Origin of the sequence: Sphingomonas sp. UYEF23 (assembly GCF_040546165.1) — a bacterium.
Classification (GTDB): domain Bacteria; phylum Pseudomonadota; class Alphaproteobacteria; order Sphingomonadales; family Sphingomonadaceae; genus Sphingomonas; species Sphingomonas glacialis.
The window spans coordinates 106474-127213 of sequence record NZ_JBEPNG010000001.1; the positions used below are offsets into that span (position 1 = coordinate 106474).

A 20740-nucleotide genomic window follows, 5' to 3' on the forward strand; every position below is an offset into this window, starting at 1 on the left:
TGCACCGGGATGAGCGCACAACACGCGCAGGACGCGCGGCACGGTCGACCCCGGCACAAGGCCGGGGTGACGGACGGGGTTAAGTCCGTCGAAGGTCGACTAAACCGCGATATCCTCGGTCCGCGTCATCTTGAGCTTGCCGTTGACCACCGCAAACGCCAGCCGCCCCTCGACCAGATCGAGCGCGTCGCGCCCGAACTGCTCGAACCGCCAGCCCTGCAGGATCGACAGCCCCTCGCGCTGCCCAGCCGCAAGCGCGTCGATATCGTCGGTCCGCGCCAGCAACCGCGCCGCGACATCGATTTCCTTCGAGCGGATCTTGAGCAGCAGCTTGAGCAGGTCGGCGACCAACGCGCCGTCCTTGCCCATGCCCGGCTTGCGGTCGTCGCGCGACGGCAGTTCGTCGGCCGACATCGGCTCGGCATGTTCGAGCGCCGCCATCAGCCGCGCGCCGATATCGTTCTGCGCCCAGGTCGCGGAAAGCCCGCGCACCTTGGCGAGATCGGCCTGCCGCTTGGGCGCGTGGCCCGCCAGATCGGCGATCGTCTCGTCCTTGACGATCCGCCCGCGCGGCAGATCCTTGCCGCGCGCCTCGATCTCGCGCCAGCGCGCCAGCGCCTTGAGCCGACCGAGCACCTCGGGCTTGCGGCTCGGCACCTTGATCCGGCGCCACGCTTCCTCGGGATCGTTCGCATAATTCTTGGGATCGCCGAGCCGCTCCATCTCCTGGTCGAGCCACGCGCCGCGACCGGTCTTGCGCAGCCGCTCGAGCATCTTGGGGAATATCTTGGCGAGATGCGTCACGTCGCCGATCGCATATTCGATCTGCCGCGCGTCGAGCGGCCGGCGGCTCCAGTCGGTGAAGCGCGCGCCCTTGTCGACCGTGATGCCGAGCCAGGCATCGACGAGGTTCGAATAGCCGACCTGCTCGCCTTGCCCCAGCGCCATCGCCGCGACTTGCGTGTCGAACAGCGGATGCGGCGTCGTTCCGGTGAGGTTGTAGACGATCTCGAGGTCCTGCCCACCGGCATGGAAGACCTTGAGCACGTCCTCGTTATTGACCATCAGCTGGAGCAGCGGGCTCATGTCGAGCCCCGGCGCGAGCGGGTCGATCGCCGCCGCCTCGTTCTCATCGGCGATCTGGATCAGGCAGAGTTCCGGCCAGAAGGTGTTCTCGCGCATGAACTCGGTGTCGATGCAGACGAAATCGGCTTGCGACATTCGGGCGCAGAGATTGGCGAGGGTGGCACTGTCGGTGATCAGGGGATGGATATGCATCTCCACCCCATAGCGAGGGTCGCGCGCCTTGACAAAGGCGGGTTGTAGAGGGAAGCGCATCGACCATATTCGCCGCCGCCTCGGCGGAGGCCGGGACCGCTGCGCTGTCACGCGTTGCGCTCCGATACACAGCGGCCCCGGCCTTCGCCGGGGCGACGAACATGAGAAGATCTATGCACGCTTATCGCACTCATACTTGCGCCCAGCTCCGCGCCGCGGACGTCGGCACCACGGTCAAGCTGTCGGGCTGGGTCCATCGCAAGCGCGATCACGGCAATCTGCTGTTCGTCGATCTGCGGGACCATTACGGCATCACGCAGATCGTCACCGACAGCGACAGCCCGGCGCACGCCGTGCTCGACAAGCTGCGCCCCGAGTCGGTCGTGACGATCACCGGCGAGGTCGTCGCCCGTTCCGCCGAGACGGTGAACGCCAACCTTCCCTCGGGCGAGATCGAGATCCGCGCGCGCGACGTCGTCGTCCAGTCGGTCGCGCATGAGCTGCCCATGCCGGTGTTCGGCGAGGCCGAATATCCCGAGGAAATCCGCCTCAAGTACCGCTATCTCGATCTGCGTCGCGAGCGACTCCACGCCAACGTGCTGCTGCGCTCGAACGTCATTTCGTCGCTGCGCCAGCGGATGATCGGGCAGGGGTTCACCGAATTCCAGACCCCGATCCTCACCGCCTCTTCGCCCGAAGGCGCGCGCGACTATCTCGTCCCCAGCCGCGTCCATCCCGGCAAGTTCTACGCGCTCCCGCAGGCGCCGCAGATGTTCAAGCAGCTGCTGATGGTCGCGGGCTTCGACCGCTATTTCCAGATCGCACCGTGCTTCCGCGACGAGGACGCCCGCGCCGACCGTTCGCCGGGCGAATTCTACCAGCTCGATTTCGAGATGAGCTACGTCACGCAGGACGACGTCTTCGCCGCGATCGAGCCCGTGCTCCACGGCGTGTTCGAGGAATTCGCCGACTGGCAGGGCAAGGGTCGCACTGTTTCGGCGCTGCCGTTCAAGCGCATCCCGTACCGCGAATCGATGCTCAAGTACGGCAACGACAAGCCCGACCTGCGCAACCCGCTGATCATCGCCGACGTGTCGGAGCACTTCAAGGGCTCGGGCTTCGGTCGCTTTGCCTCGATGGTCGAGGGCGGCGACGTCGTCCGCGCGATCGCAGCACCGAACACGCACGAGAAATCGCGGAAATTCTTCGACGAGATGAACAGCTGGGCGCAAAGCGAAGGCTTCCCCGGCCTCGGCTATGCGACGCAGAAGGACGGCGTATTCGGCGGCCCGATCGCCAACAACCACGGCCAGGACGGCATGAAGGCGATCGCCGAAGCGCTCGGCCTCGGCCCGAACGACGGCATCTTCTTCGCGGCCGGCAAGGCGGCGCAGGCGGCCAAGCTCGCCGGCCTCGCGCGCACGCGCGTTGCCGACCAGCTTGGCCTGATCGACGACAAGCGCTTCGAATTCTGTTGGATCGTCGATTTCCCGATGTTCGAATATGACGAGGACGCCAAGAAGGTCGACTTCAGCCACAACCCCTTCTCGATGCCGCAGGGCGAGATGGAAGCGCTCGAGACGAAGGACCCGCTCGATATCCTGGCGTTCCAGTACGACATCGTCTGCAACGGCATCGAGCTGAGCTCAGGCGCGATCCGGAACCATCGCCCCGAGATCATGTACAAGGCGTTCGAGATCGCCGGCTATACCCAGGCCGATGTCGATACGAACTTCGCAGGCATGATCAACGCCTTCAAGTTCGGCGCGCCGCCGCACGGCGGCTCCGCGCCGGGTGTCGACCGCATCGTCATGCTGCTGGCGGACGAACCCAACATCCGCGAGGTCATCACCTTCCCGATGACGCAGAAGGCCGAGGATCTGATGATGGGCGCGCCCAACTTCGCGACGCCCAAGCAGCTCAAGGAGTTGAACCTGCGTTCGACCGCCGGCGTCGCGACCGCGAAGCCCGCAGACGAAGCAGTGCGTCCGGCCTAACGCTCTCCCGTTTCGGGAAGGGCTGGCGCAAAAAGGCTCCCTCCCGCACGAGGGGGGGCTGTGCCCGTAAACACTCCCCTCCCGCTTGCGGGAGGGGCTGGGGGAGGGCAGTGTCGTCCCATGAAAACGAACCGCGCATTTTCTCTCCCAACCCCTCGCGCCAGCGGGAGGGAACTGTGACGATCCAACTCTCCGACTACGAATCGGGCAAGTCCTTCGACGGCGATTACGACGCCGAGCTCAAAAAGCTCCAGACGCGCTTGTCGCATATCCAGGTCGCGCACATCGTCCATCGCAAGCGCGCGATCGTCCTGCTCGAAGGCTGGGATGCGGCGGGCAAGGGCGGCATCATCCAGCGGCTGTGCGCCGACTGGGATCCGCGCAATTTCGAGGTCTGGCCGATCAAGGCACCGACCCAGGACGAGCTCGACCGGCACTTCCTGTGGCGCTTCTGGACCAAGCTCCCCGCGTGTGGCGACATCGCGGTGTTCGATCGCAGCTGGTACGGCCGTGTGCTCGTCGAGCGCGTCGAAGGCTATGCCAAGGACACCGAGTGGAAGCGCGGTTACGACGAGATCAACGAATTCGAGGCGCAGCAAGCCGATTCAGGAACGACGATCGTCAAGCTATTCGTCCATGTCTCGACTAAGGAGCAGGACGAGCGGCTCGCCAGCCGGCTCGATCATCCCTGGAAGCGCTGGAAGACCGGCGCCGACGATTATCGCAACCGCGAGAAGCGGCCGGCGTATCTCGATGCGATGCACGACATGTTCAAGCGCACCGACACGCGCTGGGCGCCGTGGACGGTGATCGACGGCAACGACAAGAAAGCCGGCCGCATCGCCGCACTCACCGCGATCGCCGAGCGGCTCGAGGCGCATGTCGACATGACGCCACCCGAGCTCGACCCGGAAATCGAGGCGATCGCGCGCGAGGCGCTGGCACGCAAGCCCTGACGGGCCGGCGCGTCAGCGGCGCGCGATCAAATCCATAGCAGGATGAGCGGGACGATCGTTCCCGCGACGAGCATTGCGATCGAGACCCGTCGCATCGAGCGGATCGACAATGCAATCACGACGCCCGTGATCGTCGAGGCGCACAAGGCGATCGACAGCAGGACGACGAAGATCTTGAGCGGAAGCGGGGACGGCCGCTTGGGGCCCGCGCGCTCGGCCTCGCCGCGCGGCTTGGCCGCTTCGCCGGTGGGCTTGGGTTGCTCGGCGCGCGGCGGGCGGGGCGGGCCCTGATCCTTGTGGACGCTGGCGATCCACACGATCCAGTTCGGCGGCGTGCCGCCATAGCCGCGCGCTTCCTGCAGCCGGAAGGTTTGCAACGCACCGCTGACCGAGAACAGCAGGATCATCGGCGCGAAGAACAGGCCGAGATAATGGTGATAGCGGCGCAAGGTCCGCAGCGTGTTGGGTCTCATCCGCGATGTGCTACGCGAACGATACGACTCGGGCAATTGCGGACCTTACGCGGGTGCGAAGTCGCCCGTTTCGTCCATCACATGCAGCACGCCGTCGGCAATCGCGAAATAGGCGCCGCGCAACCGCAACGTCCCGGCGGCCTCGGCCTCGCGGATGTTGGGGAAGGTGCGCAGATTGGCGATGCTGACGCGCACCGTTTCGAGCTCCATCTCGCGGATCGCGGCGGGGCCAGTGCCGTGCTCGGCGACGATCCGGTCGCGCGCCGAATCGAGCATGTCGATCCAGTGCGCGATGAAGCCGCCTTCGCCCGGCGCCTTGCCCTCGAACGCGCGCGTCAGCGCCGCGTTGACGCCGCCGCACGATCCGTGGCCCATCACGACGATCTCGCCGACCTTGAGCTGGCTCACCGCGAATTCGAGCGCTGCGGAAACGCCGTGGCGCGACCCGTCGAGCTCGAACGGCGGCACCAGATTGGCGACGTTGCGCACGACGAAGATCTCGCCCGGCGACGTGTCGAACACCTGCGCTGGATCGACTCGGCTGTCCGAGCAAGCGATCACCATTACCTTGGGGCTCTGCCCCTCGGCCAATTCCGCCCAGCGGTCGCGCTGACGGATGTAGTCGGTGGAACGGAAGCGGTGATACCCGCCGACGAGGTCGCTGAAATCGGTCATGCGCTGCTTTTAACGGAGGAGAAGAGGGGGTGGCAAGCCGCGTCGTCAATCGCTATCTGCACCCCATGAACGAGATGTCCCCGCTCGCCCGCCCGCCCCGCGAACGCAAGCCCGACTGGCTGCGGGTGAAGGCGCCCACTTCGGCCGGATTCGCCGCGACCCGCGAACTGATGCGCTCGAAGAGCCTGACGACCGTTTGCGAGGAAGCGGCCTGCCCCAACATCGGCGAATGCTGGAGCAAGAAACACGCGACGGTGATGATCCTCGGCGATACCTGCACGCGCGCCTGCGCGTTCTGCAACGTCAAGACGGGGATGCCGCGCGCAGTCGACAAACTCGAGCCCCAGAACGTCGCCGATGCGGCGGCGCAGATGGGGTTGCAGCACATCGTCGTAACCTCGGTCGATCGTGACGATCTGCCCGACGGTGGGGCGTCGCAGTTCGTCAAGGTGATCCAGGCGCTCCGCGCGACCACGCCGACGACGACGATCGAAATCCTCACCCCCGATTTCCGCAACAAGACGCAAGCCGCGGTCGAGTCGATCGTCGAGGCCGGCCCCGACGTTTACAACCACAATCTCGAGACCGTTCCGCGGCTCTACACGACGATCCGCCCGGGCGCGCGCTACTACGCCTCGCTGCGCTTGCTCGAGAGCGTCAAGCGCCACGACCCGCGGATCTTCACCAAGTCGGGCGTCATGCTCGGACTCGGCGAAGAGCGGCTCGAAGTCCATCAAGTGATGGACGACATGCGCAGCGCCGAAATCGACTTCCTGACGATGGGGCAGTATCTCCAGCCCACCCCGCGCCACGCCAAGGTGATGGACTTCATCCCGCCAGCTACGTTCGACGCGTATGCAGCGATCGCGCGCGCGAAGGGCTTCCTGCTCGTGGCAAGCTCGCCGCTGACGCGCTCGAGCTATCACGCCGGCGACGATTTCGCCCGCCTGCGTGCCGCGCGTGAGGCAAAGTTCGCAGTCCGGTAATGCCGCGTCATTCCGAAACCCGGCGATTGCCTTACACTCCCGAGCAGATGTTCGATCTGGTCGCCGATGTCGGCCGCTATGCCGAGTTCCTCCCATGGGTCTCGGCGATCCGCGTCCGCTCGAACAGCGCGACCGAGCTTACCGCCGACATGATCGTCGGCTTCAAGGGCCTGCGCGAGACCTTCACCTCGAAGGTCGACAAGGAACGCCCCAACCGCATCCATGTCGAGTATCTCGACGGGCCGCTCAAATATCTGCGCAACGACTGGGTGTTCCGGCCCGACGGGGCGGGTTGCGCGGTCGACTTCACCGTCGACTTCGCATTCAAGAATCGCGTGTTCGAAATGCTCGTGGGCCAGGTGTTCGGCACCGCGCTGCGCAAGATGATCGGCGCGTTCGAGGACCGCGCGGCGGTGCTCTACGCGTCGCCCGCGGCCTCGGGTGGCAATAGCAGCTCGAGCGCGCACAGCGCCGCCTGAAGCCGCACGCCGCCGCGTCCGAGATTGCCGAAATCCTTGCGATCGGCGACGACGTGCCCCGGATCGGCACCGCGTTCGGCGCGTGCGAAGACGACGGTGCCGACAGGCTTCTTCTCGGTCCCACCGCCTGGCCCCGCGACGCCGGTGATGGCCACGGCAATGTCGGCGCCAGTCGCCTCGAGCGCACCCTGCGCCATGCTCCACGCGGTCGCCACCGACACCGCCCCGAACGTCTCGAGCACATCGGCGCTGACGTTGAGCATCTCGAGCTTGGCGTCGTTCGAATAGGTCACGAAACCGCTCTCGAACATTTCGGACGACCCCGGGATCTCGGTCAGCGCCGCCGCGACGAGCCCGCCGGTGCAGCTTTCCGCAAGCGTCACGCGGCGTCCGGCGGCGAGATTGGCGGTGACGACTTTGCGCGCTGCCTCGACCAGTTCGGCGGGCAGGATCGAATCGATCTTATCCATGGGTCGGGCAAATCGAGAAGGGCGCGCGCGTCTTGCTGCGGTCGGTGCCGAGCTGGAACAGTTCGACCACCAGCGCGGCGGTGTTGGCGACGGGCAGCGGGGCGAGCAGCCCGGTGATGCGATCGATCCGCGGGCAGTCGCCGGGCTTGATGTCCTTGGCGATCAGCGGCCCCATGATCGTCGAGACCAGCGGGCGCAGCACGTCGGGGTTCATATCGCGCAATTGCTCTCCGCCGAGCTTGCCGATCGCCGGCTTGGCGGCGATCCAGGCCGCATCGCCATTGGCGCGATAGCGCGCGATCAGCGCGGGGAGCCCCGCGCGCAGCGTCGCCGTCGCCGGGAGCGCCGTCGCACACGTCTTGCCGACCGCGTCGAGCACGTCGGGCAGCGCGACTTGGACAAGCGACTGCCCTTCTTGCGTGGTGAGGCATGGCAGGTCGGTCGGGGCCGCTTGCGCGCCGACCATCGCGGTCGCCCCGATCCAGAGTGCCGCGAATGTGCGCAATCGCTTCATTTCTTGCCCCCTGGAACGCGGACCGTCGCCGCCGCCTGCGCCGCGATGCCTTCGCCGCGCCCGGTGAAGCCGAGCCGCTCGGTCGTCGTCGCCTTGATGCTGACCTGATCCGTGTCGAGCTGCAAGAGCTCTGCGATCCGGTCGCGCATCGCGGCGCGGTGCGGGCCGATCTTGGGCTCCTCGCACATCAATGTCAGGTCGACGAAATCGATGATCCCGCCGCGCTCGGTGATGAGCGAGGCGGCATGCTGGAGGAACTGCGCCGAGTCGGCACCGCGCCACTGCGGGTCGCTCGGCGGAAAGTGCGTGCCGATATCGCCCGCCGCGATCGTACCGAGCAGCGCATCGGTGATCGCGTGGAGCGCGACGTCGGCGTCGCTGTGTCCCGACAGGCCCTTGTCGTGCGGAATCTTGACGCCACCGAGCCACAGCTCCTCGCCGACTTCGAGCCGATGGACGTCGAACCCGGTCGCCATGCGCGTGCGCAGCGTGGTGGCGAGGCGGTCCTCGGCGGCGGCGAAATCGGCGGGGTGGGTGATCTTCTCGAGCATGGGGTCTCCTGCGACCAGCGCGACGCTGCCGCCGGCGGCACGCACCATTTGCGCGTCGTCGGTCGGTTCGTCACCCGATCCGTCATTTGGCCAGCCGCGATGTGCGGCGAGGGCGGTTGGAAAGAGAAAGGCCTGCGGCGTCTGGATGCGATGCAGCGAAACGCGCGGCACGGTTTCCCCGAGGTCGGCATCGCCCTTGGCGAGCGTGTCGGCGACGGGGAGGGCGGGGACGGCGCCGTCATGCGTATCGAGCGCGGCGAGCAGTCGGTCGATGACCGCGGCGCTGAGAAACGGCCGGGCGGCGTCATGGATGAGCACGCGCGCGACCGCATCCGTCGCCCCGGCGGAGGCCGGGGCCGCTGCGTTGTTCGCGTCGTCCGCTAAAACGAGGCGGCCCTGGCCGTCGCCGGGGCGACGATCGAGCGCTTCCAGGCCGGCCAGCACCGACAGCCGCCGCGAAGCGCCGCCGATCACATACTCCACTTCGCCAAGCGCCGCGCGCAACGCCGCTTCCTGACCAGCGCCGATCACCACGATAACTCGGTCGATCGCCGGATGCGCTGACAGCGCAGCATAAGAGTACGCCAGCACGGCCTTGCCGCCGAGCGGTGCGTATTGCTTGGGGATCGGGCTGCCCGAGCGCACGCCGGTTCCGGCGGCGACGATCAACGCAGCGTTGCGGGGGTTCGTCATGCGATGAGCGCCTAGCCCAACCGCGCGCGACCCGCCAGCCCAGCCGCATATGCTTGCCGCTTCCCGCCCTTTCCCCTATAGGCTGCCCGTTTTTCAGGCAGACCCTATCCCGTGACTTCGCGCCTCGCCCCGCTCCAGATTGGCCCCGTGACGATCGCCTCGCCGGTGATTCTCGCACCGATGACGGGCGTCACCGACATGCCGTTCCGCACGCTCGTGCGGCGCTATGGGTCGGGGCTGAACGTCACCGAGATGGTGGCGAGCCAGGCCGCGATCCGTGAGACGCGCCAGTCGCTGCAAAAGGCCGCCTGGGCGCCGATCGAGAACCCCGTCTCGATGCAGCTGGTCGGCTGCACGCCGTACGAAATGGGCGAGGCGGCCAAGCTCAGCGAGGATCGCGGCGCTGCGATCATCGACATCAACATGGGCTGCCCGGTGCGCAAGGTCACCAACGGCGATGCCGGCTCGGCGCTGATGCGCGATCTCGACATGGCCGGGGCCATCATCAAGGGCGTCGTCGATGCGGTCAGCGTTCCCGTCACGCTGAAGATGCGGATGGGTTGGGACCATGCAAGCCTCAACGCGCCGGAGCTGGCGCAGATCGCGCAGGATCTCGGCGTCAAGCTCGTCACCGTCCACGGCCGCACGCGCAATCAGATGTACAAGGGCAATGCCGACTGGGCGTTCATCCGCTCGGTCAAGGACGCGGTGAGCATCCCGGTGATCGCCAATGGCGACATCAATTCGATCGAGGATGCCGAAGCGGCGCTCGAGCAGTCGGGCGCCGACGGCATCATGATCGGCCGAGGCTCTTATGGTCGCCCGTGGCTGCTCGGTCAGGTGATGGAATGGTTTGCCACCGGGCGGCGCGTCGAAGACCCGTCGATCGAAGAGCAATACACCGTCATTGCAGAGCATTACGAGGCGATGCTCAGCCATTACGGAAACGAAACCGGCGTCAACATGGCGCGCAAGCATATCGGCTGGTACACGCGCGGCCTCCACGGCTCGGCAGAGTTCCGCAACAAGGTCAACCAGATCCCCGACCCCAAGGTCGTCAAGGCGATGCTCGCCGAATTCTACGCCCCCTGGTGCAGCCGCGCCGCCGCGTGAAGGCGATCGGGGGACCAGATTTCGCCGATCTGTTCGCGGCGCTGCCCGTGGCGGTGCTCGTCGTCGATGACACCGGCTGCATCGTCTTCGCCAATGCCGAATGCGAGACGCTGCTCAACCTCTCGGAACGCGCGATGCTCGGCCATCCGCTCGTCTCGGTGATGACCCCGCCGAGCCAGCCAAACGCCCGCGACAATCACGGCCTCGCCGCGTTCGACACCGAGATCGCGCTCAAGCGCGGCGGCAAGATCCGCGTCGACTATATCGAGACGCGCGTCGCCGATCATCCCGGCTGGCACACGATCACGCTGCACCATGCCGCCACCTCGCGCCGGATGGGGCACAGCGCCGACCGCGCCGCGGCGGCGCGCGCCGCAATCGGCGCGGCGGCGATGCTTGCGCATGAGATCAAGAACCCGCTCTCGGGCATTCGCGGCGCGGCGCAATTGCTGTCGAAGGGGAAGGGCGCCGAGGAGCTGACGACGCTCATCACCACCGAGGTCGACCGCATCGCCGCGCTGATCGACCGGATGCAGGATTTCACCGATACGCGGCCCTTGAAGCTCGCGCCCGAGAACATCTATCCGCTGCTCGGCCACGCGCGCCGCGTCGCGCTCGCCGGCTTTGCGCGCCACGTGACGATCGAGGAGCGGTTCGATCCGTCGCTCCCCACGGTCCAGCTCGATCGCGACGCGATCCTCCAGGTCGTGCTCAACCTGCTCAAGAATGCGAGCGAGGCGACGAGCGAACAGGCCGATGCGCGGATCACGCTCGCCACCGCCTATCGTCACGGCATGGCGGTCGCGCCCGCCCCCGGAAAGCCGCGTCAGCGCTTGCCGATCGAGATCTGCGTGAGCGACAATGGCCCCGGGCCACCCGCCGACATTGCCGAACATCTGTTCGACCCGTTCATCTCGGGCAAGCCGGAGGGGCAGGGGCTCGGCCTCGCGCTCGTCGACAAGCTGGTGCGCGACATGGGCGGGATCATCCAGTTCGCGCGCGAGGGAGCCCCGCCAATGACCGTCTTCCGCATCCTGCTCCCGCGAGGCGATGCGTGAGCCGCACCGGCCGGATCCTCGTTCTCGACGACGATGCCGCGATCCGCACCGTCGTCGGGCAAGCGCTAAAGCGCGACGGCCACCGCGTGCTGACCGCCGCGACGATCGCCGAGGCCGAGGTGCAGCTCGCGACGGCTTTGCCAGACGTGCTGATCAGTGACGTCAAGCTGCCAGACGGCAACGGGCTCGATCTGGTCGAGCGTATCGTGCTGGCGCATCCCGGGCTCCCCGTCATCGTGCTGTCGGCGCAGAACACGCTGACGACGGCGGTGCGATCGACCGAAGTCGGCGCGTTCGATTATCTGCCCAAGCCCTTCGATCTCGATGCGCTCTCACGCACCGTGCAGAGCGCGCTGTCGCGTGGGTCGGGCGGCATCGCGGAGCCGATCGAGGCCGAGGACCGCGCGCTGCCGCTGATCGGGCGATCGCCCGCGATGCAGGACGTCTACCGCATCATCGCGCGCGTAGTGTCGAACGACCTGACTGTACTCGTCTCGGGCGAATCGGGGACCGGCAAGGAGCTCGTCGCGCGCGCGATCCATGATTTGGGCCCGCGCCGCCGCTCGCCGTTCATCGCGCTCAACATGGCGGCGATCCCGCGCGACCTGATCGAGGCCGAGCTGTTCGGTCATGAACGCGGCGCCTTTACCGGCGCGCAGGCGCGCTCGGCCGGGCGCTTCGAGCAGGCTGCGGGCGGCACTTTGTTCCTCGACGAAATCGGCGACATGCCGATGGAGGCGCAGACGCGGCTGCTGCGCGTGCTGCAATCGGGTGAATTTACCACGGTCGGCGGGGCGCGGACGATCCGCGCCGACGTCCGCATCGTTGCAGCGACCAATCGCGAGCTCGCACAGCTCGTCGCGGGCGGGCAATTCCGCGAGGATCTGTTCTACCGTCTCAATGTCGTGCCGGTGATGCTGCCCGCGCTTCGCGCCCGGCGACAGGACGTCGCCTTGCTGGCACGCCATTTCCTCGACCGTGCGGCCGAGGATGGGCTACCGCGCAAACAGCTCGATACCGATGCGATCGCCGTGCTCGAAGCCTATGACTGGCCCGGCAACGTCCGCGAGCTCGAGAACATGATGCGCCGCGTCGCCGTGCTTGCGCGCGACGAACGGATCGATGCCGACGAGGTCCGCGCAACCCTCGGCGGTGCGATGCCGTCGGTTGCGTTGGTCGGCGATATCGGGATCGACGCTGCAATCCGTGCGCGAATCGATCGGCTGGCGATCGAGGAACCTGCAGCACTCGACGACGGGACGCTCTATGACCGGATCATCGCCGAGGTCGAACGGCCGCTGATCGAGGCACTCCTCGCGCGCCACGGGCAGAATCAAGTGCGCACCGCGCGGGCGCTCGGGATCAACCGCAATACGCTGCGCAAACGACTCGACGTGCTTGGAATCGACCCCTGATCGGCCCGCGACGACGCCGGGAGGGGGCCCGAAGGGGGCGGAAGTGCGATAGATTACAGTTTTGTGTGTTTTCCTTGCAACGCAAGCGTTGTAGCAATGTCACGATGAGCGACGCTTCGGCCTCTCCTGTGTCTGTGCCGGCTTCGCGGTCGTGGATCAGCGTGACACCCGCGCTCGAGCTTTCGGTCGTCGCGGGTGCAATCGCGATCGCGGTCGCAAGCTATTTCGTCATCGCGAGCGGTGCCGCCTCGCAGAGCCTGCTCAGCCCTGCCGTCGTCGCCTTGCTGCTCGTGTCGAACCTGCTGCCCGGCGTCGCATTGCTCGTCCTGCTCGGCCGCCGCGTCGCGATGCGCCGTGCCGCGCGCTCGCCAATTGGTGGGCGCGGGCGGCTCCACGTTCGGCTCGTCGCGATCTTCTCGATGGTCGCCGCGGTACCGACTTTGCTCGTCGTGATCTTCGCCTCGCTGCTGTTCCAGTACGGCGTGCAATTCTGGTATTCCGACCAGGCGCGCGACATGATCGAGAACGCCACCGGGGTCGCTAAGACGTCGTACCAACAAATGCTCAAGCGCTGGCAGCAAGCTACCGTAACTGCAGCGCAGGACATCGCCGGCTATCCTGAGTTCAAGTCGGGTTCACCGGCTTTCGAAAACATTTTCTTTTACCAGATTTACTTCCGCAGCCTGTCGGACGGCTTCATCTTTTCCGCCAGTCCCAAGAACGACATTCAGCCGATCTACGCAATCAACCCCGATAAGCTCGACTTGCGCAACGAGATCAGCGTCACAGATCTCAACCAGGTGCGGGCCGGGACGCCGAGCGTGACGACGGTCAAAGGTAACCGCATCGAGACGCTGACTGCGATCCCGGGAACGACAGACCAGTATTTCCTGAGTGTGGCGATCTCCGACGTCAAGGTGATGGAGGAACAGTCGCGCCGCAGCACCGAGGTGCTTGCGACTTATCGCGATCTGCTGGTCAAGGCGCGTTCGTTGCAACTCAAGTTCAACGCCGCTCTGCTCGCCATTTCGCTGCTGATCGTCGCGATCGCGGTGTGGATCGCGCTCGCCGTCGCCGATCGCCTCGTGCGCCCGGTCGGCGAACTGGTCGCCGCCGCGCACCGCGTCGCCGCGGGTGACCTCGGCGCGCGTGTGCCGACGCCGACCACCGATGACGAAGTCGGCACGCTCGCCAACGCCTTCAACGGCATGACCAGCCGCCTTCAGACGCAGAACAGCGCACTCGAAAGCCGCCGCGCGCTGATCGAGGCGGTGATGTCGGGGGTTACCGCAGGCGTCATCTCGGTCGCGCCCGACGGGACGATCCGGCTGATCAACCGCTCGGCCGTCACCTTGCTCGACGGCGCCGAGGATACGCTCGCGGGCAAGCCGCTCAGCCTGATCTCGCCCGAGCTCGCTGCCTTGGTCGAAGGCAAGGAGCGCGAGGCGATCGTCGAGCTCGGCGCTGGTGGCGGCGAGGCGCGCACGCTCGCGGTCAAGGTCACGCGCGCGGCGGAAGGCCCGATCCTGACGTTCGACGATATCACCGGGCAATTGCTCGACCAGCGGCGCGCCGCCTGGTCCGACGTCGCGCGCCGCATCGCGCATGAGATCAAGAACCCGCTGACCCCCATCCAGCTCGCCGCCGAGCGGCTGCAGCGCCGCTATGGCAAGCAGATCGACCCCGAGGACACGACCTTCGCGCGATTGACCGAGACGATCATCCGCCAGGTCGGCGATCTGCGCCGGATGGTCGACGAATTCTCTTCGTTCGCGCGGATGCCGAAGCCCGTCTTCCGCGAGGAATCGCTCGTCGATCTCGCGCGCCAGACGATGTTCCTCCACGAAGTCGCGCACCCCGGCATCGTCTTCACGCTGACGCATGACGATCCCGGCCCGATCCTGGTGTGCGACCGACGGCAGATCGGCCAGGCGCTGACCAATATCGTCAAGAACGCGGTCGAAGCCGTCGAGGCGCATACCGACGCGCTCTCGGCCGAAATCGCGATGACGGTGAGCGAAGGCGAGGGGCATGCCACCCTGACGCTCGCCGACACTGGCATCGGGCTCCCCGCCAATCGCGACCGCATCGTCGAACCCTATGTCACGACGCGCGCGCGCGGCACCGGGCTAGGCCTCGCGATCGTCAAGAAGATCGTCGAGGAACATTGCGGCACGATCGCCTTCGATGACCGCCCCGGGGGGGGCACGATCGTTACCGTGCGTTTCGACACGGCAATGCTCGCCAATCTCGACCAGGGTGATGGAGGCGATGGGGGCATCGCCGACACGCCCGCACCCGCCCTTTTACAGAACCGGACCTGAGCCATGCCCCTCGACATCCTCGTCGTCGATGACGAACGTGACATTCGCGATCTGGTCGCCGGCGTCCTCGAAGACGAAGGCTATGGCGCGCGCGTCGCCGCCGACAGCGACTCGGCGCTCGAGGCGATCTCGGTGCGCCGCCCGTCGCTCGTCCTGCTCGACGTCTGGCTCCACGGCTCGCGGCTCGACGGGCTCGAACTGCTCGACGAGATCAAGCGGCGCGATCCGTCGATCCCGGTGCTGATGATCTCGGGCCATGGCAATCTCGACACCGCCGTTGCCGCGATCCGCCGCGGTGCCGCCGATTTCATCGAAAAGCCGTTCGAGGCCGAACGTCTGTTGCTGATGGTCGCGCGCGCGACCGAGACCGAGAGCCTGCGTCGCGAAATCGCGTCTTTGCGCGAATCGGTCGGGCAGAACAACGATCTCACCGGCAATTCCGCCGCGATCAACGGGGTGCGCGCGACCTTGAAGCGCGTCGCCGCGACGGGCAGCCGCGTGCTGATCATGGGCTCGGCCGGCGTCGGCAAGGAAGTCGCCGCACGGTTGCTCCACGGTTGGAGCCAGCGCGCCAATGCGCCGTTCGTCATCGTCAATGCAGCAAGGATGACGCCCGAGCGCGTCGAGGAGGAACTGTTCGGCGCCGAGGAAGCCGGCCAGCTCGTCCGTTCGGGGCTGCTCGAGCAGGCGCATGGCGGGACGCTGTTCCTCGACGAAATCGCCGACATGCCGCTCGCCACGCAAGGCCGCATCCTGCGCGTGCTGACCGACCAGAGCTTCAGCCGCGTCGGCGGGCAGCGCATCGTCAAGGTCGACGTGCGCGTCGTCTCGGCAACCGCGCGCGACCTGACGCACGAGATCGCGGAAGGGCGCTTCCGCGAGGATCTCTATTATCGCCTGAACGTCGTGCCCGTCGCGATCCCCGGCCTCGCTGAGCGACGTGAGGACATTCCCGCGCTGATCGACCATTTCATGGCGCATTACGCTTCCGAACGCCGCGTGCCGACCCCTGAAGTCGCGCCCGACGCTATGGTCGCGCTGCAATCGTACGAATGGCCTGGCAATGTCCGCCAGCTGCGCAACGTGGTCGAGCGTACGATCATCATGGCGCCGGGCGACCGGATCGGGCGGATCGACCTCGACATGCTGCCGGCCGACATCCTCGGCGATCCGGGCGAGCTCGGCGGAAGCGGGACGGCGATCATGGGCTCGCCGCTGCGCGAGGCGCGCGAGACGTTCGAGCGTGAGTATCTGCGCGTGCAGATCCGGCGCTTCTCGGGGAATATCTCGCGGACGGCGAATTTCATCGGGATGGAGCGCTCGGCGTTGCACCGGAAGCTGAAATTGCTGGGGATCACCGAGGTGCGAGAGGATTGAGCGGCGGGCGGGGACGGACGCGGTTATTCCAGTCGCGTCCGGTCTCTCGATGATCGGGCAGTCTCAAGCGCTCGGCGCCGCAATTCTCCGTCGCTGGTACGATCGCGAACGCGGGCCTGAGGCGCGACCCGGAAGAGCGTTGAAGATTTCCAACCGGCTTTATACGAGCACCGGATTGGTACTTTCGCCACGCGTGCTCCACCCAACCCCCTGCAGCACGTCTAAAGGCCGATCGTCAGGATTTTGAGTTGCAATGAATTATCGCCATTCCTTCCATGCCGGCAATAGCGCCGACGTCGTCAAGCACAGCCTGTTGATCGCCCTTGTGCGGGCCTTGCAGCAAAAACCGGGCGCGCTGACGCTGATCGACACGCATGCCGGCTGCGGCCTGTACGACCTTGGCGGCGACGAGGCCCAACGCACCGGCGAATCCGCGCAGGGCGTGCTGCGGGCCTTTGCCGACCAGAACCCCTTGCTGGACGCGTACCGCGCCGCCGTACAAGCGGTGAATGTCGGTACCGAGCCGCAGCTCTACCCCGGCTCGCCGCGGTTTCTCGCCCAGCTTCTGCGACCACAGGATTTCCTGATCCTCAACGAAAAACATCCCGATGACGCCTATACCTTGCGCGGCGTCATGCGCGCCACGTCCGCTGCCGTGCATGAGCGCGACGCCTATGAGCTATGGCTGGCGATGCTGCCGCCCCGAACCGCCCGCGGCGTGGTGGTGGTCGATCCGCCTTATGAGCAATTGGACGAACGCGACCGGATCACGGCAACGCTCGCTGCCGCTCACCGCAAATGGGCGCATGGCGTGACGGTGATCTGGTATCCGCTGAAAGACCGCGCCACGCATTCGCGGTGGAAGGGGCAGTTACGCAAGCTCGGCATCCCGAAACTGCTGGGGGTCGAGCATTGGCTGTACGATGAAGATCAGCCCGGCATTTATAATGGCGCGGGCCTTTTTATCGTCAATCCGCCCTACGCCTTCACGCAGGCGTTGCCGCCTCTGCTGGACGCCTTGCGCGCCGTGCTCGCGCCGGAGGGGCATCGCGGCGAGCTCACAAGCGAGTGGTTGAGCGCGTAACCGAAACGCGACGGCCGCCCCTTTCTAACCCCACCCGCTGGACGAACCGCCCCCGGCACCCTAAATCACGTCCAGCGTCACTCAGGCGCATCTCGACGCCGGAACCGGCGCACTGCGGGAACCACCCGCCAAAAACATAGGATCGACCGATGGCCGACAAACACACCTCGCTGCAAGACCTGTTCCTCAATGCGCTCCGCCGCACCAAGACCCCGATCACGATGTTCCTCGTCAAGGGCGTCAAGCTCCAGGGCATCGTCACCTGGTTCGACAATTTCTCGGTGCTGCTCCGCCGCGACGGTCAGTCGCAGCTGATCTACAAGCACGCGATTTCGACGATCATGCCGTCGAACACCGTCGACATCGACGCGATCGTCAATGCGGTCGGTGAGGCGCAGCGCAAGCAGCCGTTGCTGCAGGAAATCTTCCTCAACGCAGTGCGCAAGTCGGAGGACAACGTCACGATGTTCCTCGTCAACGGCGTGATGCTGCAGGGACAGATCGCGGCGTTCGACCTGTTCTGCATGTTGCTCCAGCGCGACGGCATGGCGCAGCTCGTCTACAAGCATGCGGTCTCGACGATCCAGCCCGCGCACCCCCTCAATTTGGCTGATGAAACAGCAAGTTCGGACGAAGATTGACCACAGGTTTCGAGCGTGACCGCGACGACGTAGCGCGCGGTGCCAAGGCGGTCGTCGTCTATCCCGATACCGGTGCATCGACGCGCGACGCCGAGGCGCGGCTGGCGGAAACCGCCGGTCTCGCCATGGCGATCCATGTCGAAGTGGTCGATCGCGTCGCGATCAAGGTGCGCACGCTCCAGCCCTCGACGCTGATCGGCAAAGGTCAGCTCGAGGCACTCGCCGCCACGGTGCGGATGGGCGAGGCCGAGCTGGTCGTGTTCGACGCAAACCTCACGCCCGTTCAGCAGCGCAACCTCGAAAAGGCGCTGTCGGCCAAGGTGATCGACCGTACCGGGCTGATCCTCGAAATCTTCGGCGAGCGCGCTGCGACCGCCGAGGGTCGCCTGCAAGTCGAGCTCGCGCATCTCGATTACCAGGCGGGCCGGCTCGTGCGCAGCTGGACCCACTTGGAACGTCAGCGCGGCGGCTTCGGCTTCCTCGGCGGCCCGGGCGAGACGCAGATCGAGGCCGACAGGCGTTTGATCCGCGATCGCATGGCGCGGTTGAAGAAGGAGCTCGAGCAAGTGTCGCGCACCCGCGGCCTGCACCGCGACCGCCGCCAGCGCGCGCCATGGCCGGTGATCGCGCTCGTCGGCTATACCAACGCCGGAAAATCGACGCTTTTCAATCGGATGACCGGTGCTGACGTCATGGCCGAGGATCTGCTCTTCGCCACGCTGGACCCGACGCTGCGCCAGATCGCGCTCCCCGGGATCGACAAGGCGATACTGTCGGACACTGTCGGATTCGTCTCCGAACTGCCGACCCAGCTCGTCGCGGCGTTCAAGGCAACGCTCGAGGAAGTCGTCTCGGCCGATCTGCTGATCCACGTCCGCGACATCGCGCATCCCGATACGCTCGTGCAGCGCGACGATGTCGAGACCGTGCTGCGCGACATCGGCGTCGATACGTCGGTGCCGCGGATCGAAGCGTGGAACAAGCTCGACTTGCTCGACGAAGACGAGCGTGCCGAATGGCTCGGCGAGGCCGTGCGACGCGAGGACGTCGTCGCGATCTCGGCGCTGAGCGGGGAAGGGGTGGCGGGCCTGCTTGACACCGTTGCCGCGCTGCTGACCGCGAGCCATCGGCGCTATACGATCCTGCTCGACGCCGGTGACGGCGCGGGCGCGGCGTGGCTGCACGCGCATGGCGACGTGCTGTCGCAATCGGTCGAAGGCGAGCAGGCGATCTACGACGTCCGGATGGCCGAGCGCGACTATGAGCGCTTCGCCCAACGCTAGCGGTGTCGATCCCGCGCTGATCGCGGGCTGGGTCGCGGCGCGTTCCTGCGCACGCGGGGTTGCTGCGCCGGTCGCCGATCACGGCGGCTGGCGCGTCGATACGCGCAGCGACGTGGAATGGTGCCGCTACATCTTCGCGCGCGCCGATCGGGAGATTTCGACGCTCGCGCGGACGATCGGGCGACCGCAGGTGTTCATCAAGGTTTGCGCGACCGATGCCGATATGCTGGCGCTTCTGCCGAACGACTGGGCGCTTCAGGCGCGCTGCTGGGTAATGACCGCTACGGTCGATCCGACGCACCGCCCGTTAGCTGCCGGCTATCGTCTGAGGGTCGATGAGACCGACGGCGTGATCGCCGCGACGATCCTCGCATCCGACGGAACGCTCGCGGCAAGCGGCTATGCGGCCGAGACGGCGGGGGTGTTCGCCTATGACCGGATCGTCACGAGTCCCGATCACCAACGGCGCGGTCTCGGCCATGCGGTGATGGGCGCATTACGCGGACAGCGGCGGGATGCGGCCTCGCGCGAGATCCTCGTCGCGACCGATCAGGGAAGGGCGCTCTACACCAGTCTCGGCTGGACCGTGCAGAGTGCCTATGCGAGCGCGCTTAGTCCTGCCGTATACGCTTGATCGACTGCCACAGCGCTTCCTTCTCGTCGAGCGACAGCGCCCCGAAACCATCGCCCGCTGCGCTCTCCATCGCCTTGAAGCGCTGCTCGAACTTCGCATTGCCGCGGCGTAGCGCGGCCTCCGGGTCGACCCCGAGCTTGCGCGCCCAATTCACGACCGAGAACAGCAAATCGCCGATCTCGTCCTCCCGTTCATCGTGCGTCGCTGCTGCCTCGACCTCCGCGATTTCCTCATGGATCTTGGCGCGCGGGCCTTCGGTATCGGGCCAGTCGAACCCGGTCCGCGCCGCGCGCTGCTGCAGTTTTTCCGCGCGGAGCAGCGCGGGCAGGCCGACCGCGACGCCGTCGAGCGCACCGCCGGCACCCTTTGCGGCGCGTTCCTCGGCCTTGATCTGTTCCCAGCGCTGATGCCCGCCGTTTTCGGCATCGCCGAAGATGTGCGGATGGCGGCGCTCCATCTTGTCGCTGATCGCGGCGACCACGTCGGGCAGCGCGAACAGGCCGGCTTCCTCGGCGATCCGGCTGTGGAACACTACTTGGAGCAAGAGGTCGCCGAGCTCGTCCTTGAGATCGGCCATGTCGTCGCGCGCGATCGCGTCGGCAACTTCATAGGCCTCTTCGATCGTATACGGCGCGATGCTCGCGAAATCCTGCGAGACGTCCCATTCGCAGCCCGTCGCCGGATCGCGCAGCCGTGCCATGATCGCGACGAGACGCGCGATCACCGCACAACCCTGTCG

At 66.5% G+C, this 20740-nt stretch carries 20 protein-coding genes; 13 read left to right on the forward strand and 7 right to left on the reverse strand.

The window, feature by feature from the left end; translation table 11 throughout:
- Positions 1-99: 99 nt before the first annotated feature.
- Positions 100-1278, reverse strand: a complete 1179-nt coding sequence (rnd, locus tag ABIB28_RS00530; protein WP_189674693.1) for a ribonuclease D — start codon at positions 1276-1278, stop codon at positions 100-102.
- A gap of 173 nt (positions 1279-1451) precedes the next feature.
- Here rnd and aspS point away from each other — a divergent pair, with 173 nt between their 5' ends.
- The gene (gene aspS, locus ABIB28_RS00535; protein ID WP_354285570.1) at positions 1452-3275 is read left to right on the forward strand and encodes an aspartate--tRNA ligase; all 1824 of its coding nucleotides are present in this window, start codon (positions 1452-1454) and stop codon (positions 3273-3275) included.
- Positions 3276-3451: 176 nt separating this feature from the next.
- Positions 3452-4231 carry a polyphosphate kinase 2 family protein gene (locus ABIB28_RS00540; RefSeq protein ID WP_354285572.1) on the forward strand — a complete coding sequence of 260 codons (780 nt, stop codon included), beginning with the start codon at positions 3452-3454 and terminating at the stop codon, positions 4229-4231.
- Positions 4232-4257: 26 nt separating this feature from the next.
- Here ABIB28_RS00540 and ABIB28_RS00545 read toward each other — a convergent pair whose 3' ends face one another.
- Both ABIB28_RS00545 and ABIB28_RS00550 read right to left on the reverse strand, forming a co-directional pair.
- Positions 4258-4704, reverse strand: a complete 447-nt coding sequence (locus tag ABIB28_RS00545; protein WP_354285574.1) for a hypothetical protein — start codon at positions 4702-4704, stop codon at positions 4258-4260.
- A 45-nt stretch (positions 4705-4749) separates the two neighbouring features.
- Positions 4750-5379: a carbonic anhydrase gene (locus ABIB28_RS00550; protein ID WP_189674697.1), complete on the reverse strand. Its 630-nt coding sequence runs from the start codon at positions 5377-5379 to the stop codon at positions 4750-4752.
- Positions 5380-5444: 65 nt separating this feature from the next.
- On the opposite strand from ABIB28_RS00550, the gene lipA reads away from it, so the two are divergent.
- Together lipA and ABIB28_RS00560 are read left to right on the forward strand one after the other, a co-directional pair.
- On the forward strand, positions 5445-6365 hold the full coding sequence (gene lipA, locus ABIB28_RS00555) for a lipoyl synthase (protein ID WP_189674698.1): 921 nt from the start codon (positions 5445-5447) through the stop codon (positions 6363-6365).
- Positions 6365-6844 carry a type II toxin-antitoxin system RatA family toxin gene (locus ABIB28_RS00560; RefSeq protein WP_354285577.1) on the forward strand — a complete coding sequence of 160 codons (480 nt, stop codon included), beginning with the start codon at positions 6365-6367 and terminating at the stop codon, positions 6842-6844. The genes lipA and ABIB28_RS00560 overlap by 1 nt, the downstream gene beginning before the upstream one ends.
- On the opposite strand, the gene ABIB28_RS00565 is transcribed toward ABIB28_RS00560, so the two are convergent.
- Genes ABIB28_RS00565 through ispF form a run of 3 tightly spaced genes read right to left on the reverse strand, consistent with a single transcriptional unit; the run spans position 6784 to position 9072 of the window.
- A complete protein-coding gene (locus ABIB28_RS00565; RefSeq protein ID WP_133188185.1) occupies positions 6784-7314 on the reverse strand; it encodes a CinA family protein in 531 nt (176 codons plus the stop codon). The two genes, ABIB28_RS00560 and ABIB28_RS00565, sit on opposite strands and share 61 nt — an antisense overlap.
- Positions 7307-7828 carry a hypothetical protein gene (locus tag ABIB28_RS00570; RefSeq protein ID WP_354285579.1) on the reverse strand — a complete coding sequence of 174 codons (522 nt, stop codon included), beginning with the start codon at positions 7826-7828 and terminating at the stop codon, positions 7307-7309. Before ABIB28_RS00570 ends, ABIB28_RS00565 begins: the two co-directional genes overlap by 8 nt.
- On the reverse strand, positions 7825-9072 hold the full coding sequence (gene ispF / locus ABIB28_RS00575) for a 2-C-methyl-D-erythritol 2,4-cyclodiphosphate synthase (RefSeq protein ID WP_354285581.1): 1248 nt from the start codon (positions 9070-9072) through the stop codon (positions 7825-7827). The genes ABIB28_RS00570 and ispF overlap by 4 nt, the downstream gene beginning before the upstream one ends.
- Before the next feature lie 111 nt (positions 9073-9183).
- Between ispF and dusB the strand changes: the two genes are divergently transcribed.
- The 9 genes from dusB to ABIB28_RS00620 all read left to right on the forward strand — a co-directional run bounded on the left by dusB (position 9184) and on the right by ABIB28_RS00620 (position 20001).
- Positions 9184-10185 carry a tRNA dihydrouridine synthase DusB gene (gene dusB, locus ABIB28_RS00580; protein WP_189674701.1) on the forward strand — a complete coding sequence of 334 codons (1002 nt, stop codon included), beginning with the start codon at positions 9184-9186 and terminating at the stop codon, positions 10183-10185.
- Positions 10161-11243, forward strand: coding sequence for a two-component system sensor histidine kinase NtrB (locus tag ABIB28_RS00585; protein WP_133188193.1), 1083 nt, complete (start codon positions 10161-10163; stop codon positions 11241-11243). Before dusB ends, ABIB28_RS00585 begins: the two co-directional genes overlap by 25 nt.
- Positions 11240-12658, forward strand: coding sequence for a nitrogen regulation protein NR(I) (gene ntrC / locus ABIB28_RS00590; RefSeq protein ID WP_354285584.1), 1419 nt, complete (start codon positions 11240-11242; stop codon positions 12656-12658). Before ABIB28_RS00585 ends, ntrC begins: the two co-directional genes overlap by 4 nt.
- 104 nt (positions 12659-12762) lie before the next feature.
- Entirely contained in the window at positions 12763-14982 is a 2220-nt protein-coding gene (locus ABIB28_RS00595; protein WP_189674703.1) for a sensor histidine kinase, read from the forward strand.
- A gap of 3 nt (positions 14983-14985) precedes the next feature.
- Entirely contained in the window at positions 14986-16359 is a 1374-nt protein-coding gene (gene ntrX, locus ABIB28_RS00600; RefSeq protein WP_133188199.1) for a nitrogen assimilation response regulator NtrX, read from the forward strand.
- Between the two features lie 253 nt (positions 16360-16612).
- Positions 16613-17443 (forward strand): 23S rRNA (adenine(2030)-N(6))-methyltransferase RlmJ, encoded by an 831-nt coding sequence (locus ABIB28_RS00605; RefSeq protein WP_354285587.1) that lies wholly within the window; start codon positions 16613-16615, stop codon positions 17441-17443.
- Between the two features lie 149 nt (positions 17444-17592).
- Positions 17593-18084, forward strand: coding sequence for an RNA chaperone Hfq (gene hfq / locus ABIB28_RS00610; RefSeq protein ID WP_133188203.1), 492 nt, complete (start codon positions 17593-17595; stop codon positions 18082-18084).
- Complete coding sequence (hflX, locus tag ABIB28_RS00615) at positions 18081-19367, forward strand: GTPase HflX (RefSeq protein WP_354285589.1); 1287 nt, start codon at positions 18081-18083, stop codon at positions 19365-19367. Before hfq ends, hflX begins: the two co-directional genes overlap by 4 nt.
- Positions 19345-20001, forward strand: a complete 657-nt coding sequence (locus ABIB28_RS00620) for a GNAT family N-acetyltransferase (RefSeq protein ID WP_354285591.1) — start codon at positions 19345-19347, stop codon at positions 19999-20001. The genes hflX and ABIB28_RS00620 overlap by 23 nt, the downstream gene beginning before the upstream one ends.
- Here ABIB28_RS00620 and mazG read toward each other — a convergent pair.
- On the reverse strand, positions 19979-20701 hold the full coding sequence (gene mazG / locus ABIB28_RS00625; protein WP_354286313.1) for a nucleoside triphosphate pyrophosphohydrolase: 723 nt from the start codon (positions 20699-20701) through the stop codon (positions 19979-19981). The two genes, ABIB28_RS00620 and mazG, sit on opposite strands and share 23 nt — an antisense overlap.
- Positions 20702-20740 lie beyond the last annotated feature (39 nt).

Excerpts from the sequence above, each read along its gene's own strand:
- rnd (WP_189674693.1), bottom strand. The coding sequence starts at position 1,278 with ATGCATATCCATCCCCTGATCACCGACAGTGCCACCCTCGCCAATCTC.
- aspS (WP_354285570.1), top strand. The coding sequence starts at position 1,452 with ATGCACGCTTATCGCACTCATACTTGCGCCCAGCTCCGCGCCGCGGAC.
- ABIB28_RS00545 (WP_354285574.1), bottom strand. The coding sequence starts at position 4,704 with ATGAGACCCAACACGCTGCGGACCTTGCGCCGCTATCACCATTATCTC.
- ABIB28_RS00550 (WP_189674697.1), bottom strand. The coding sequence starts at position 5,379 with ATGACCGATTTCAGCGACCTCGTCGGCGGGTATCACCGCTTCCGTTCC.
- lipA (WP_189674698.1), top strand. The coding sequence starts at position 5,445 with ATGAACGAGATGTCCCCGCTCGCCCGCCCGCCCCGCGAACGCAAGCCC.
- ABIB28_RS00560 (WP_354285577.1), top strand. The coding sequence starts at position 6,365 with ATGCCGCGTCATTCCGAAACCCGGCGATTGCCTTACACTCCCGAGCAG.
- ABIB28_RS00565 (WP_133188185.1), bottom strand. The coding sequence starts at position 7,314 with ATGGATAAGATCGATTCGATCCTGCCCGCCGAACTGGTCGAGGCAGCG.
- ABIB28_RS00570 (WP_354285579.1), bottom strand. The coding sequence starts at position 7,828 with ATGAAGCGATTGCGCACATTCGCGGCACTCTGGATCGGGGCGACCGCG.
- ispF (WP_354285581.1), bottom strand. The coding sequence starts at position 9,072 with ATGACGAACCCCCGCAACGCTGCGTTGATCGTCGCCGCCGGAACCGGC.
- ABIB28_RS00595 (WP_189674703.1), top strand. The coding sequence starts at position 12,763 with ATGAGCGACGCTTCGGCCTCTCCTGTGTCTGTGCCGGCTTCGCGGTCG.
- ntrX (WP_133188199.1), top strand. The coding sequence starts at position 14,986 with ATGCCCCTCGACATCCTCGTCGTCGATGACGAACGTGACATTCGCGAT.
- ABIB28_RS00605 (WP_354285587.1), top strand. The coding sequence starts at position 16,613 with ATGAATTATCGCCATTCCTTCCATGCCGGCAATAGCGCCGACGTCGTC.
- hfq (WP_133188203.1), top strand. The coding sequence starts at position 17,593 with ATGGCCGACAAACACACCTCGCTGCAAGACCTGTTCCTCAATGCGCTC.
- ABIB28_RS00620 (WP_354285591.1), top strand. The coding sequence starts at position 19,345 with ATGAGCGCTTCGCCCAACGCTAGCGGTGTCGATCCCGCGCTGATCGCG.
- mazG (WP_354286313.1), bottom strand. The coding sequence starts at position 20,701 with ATGGCACGGCTGCGCGATCCGGCGACGGGCTGCGAATGGGACGTCTCG.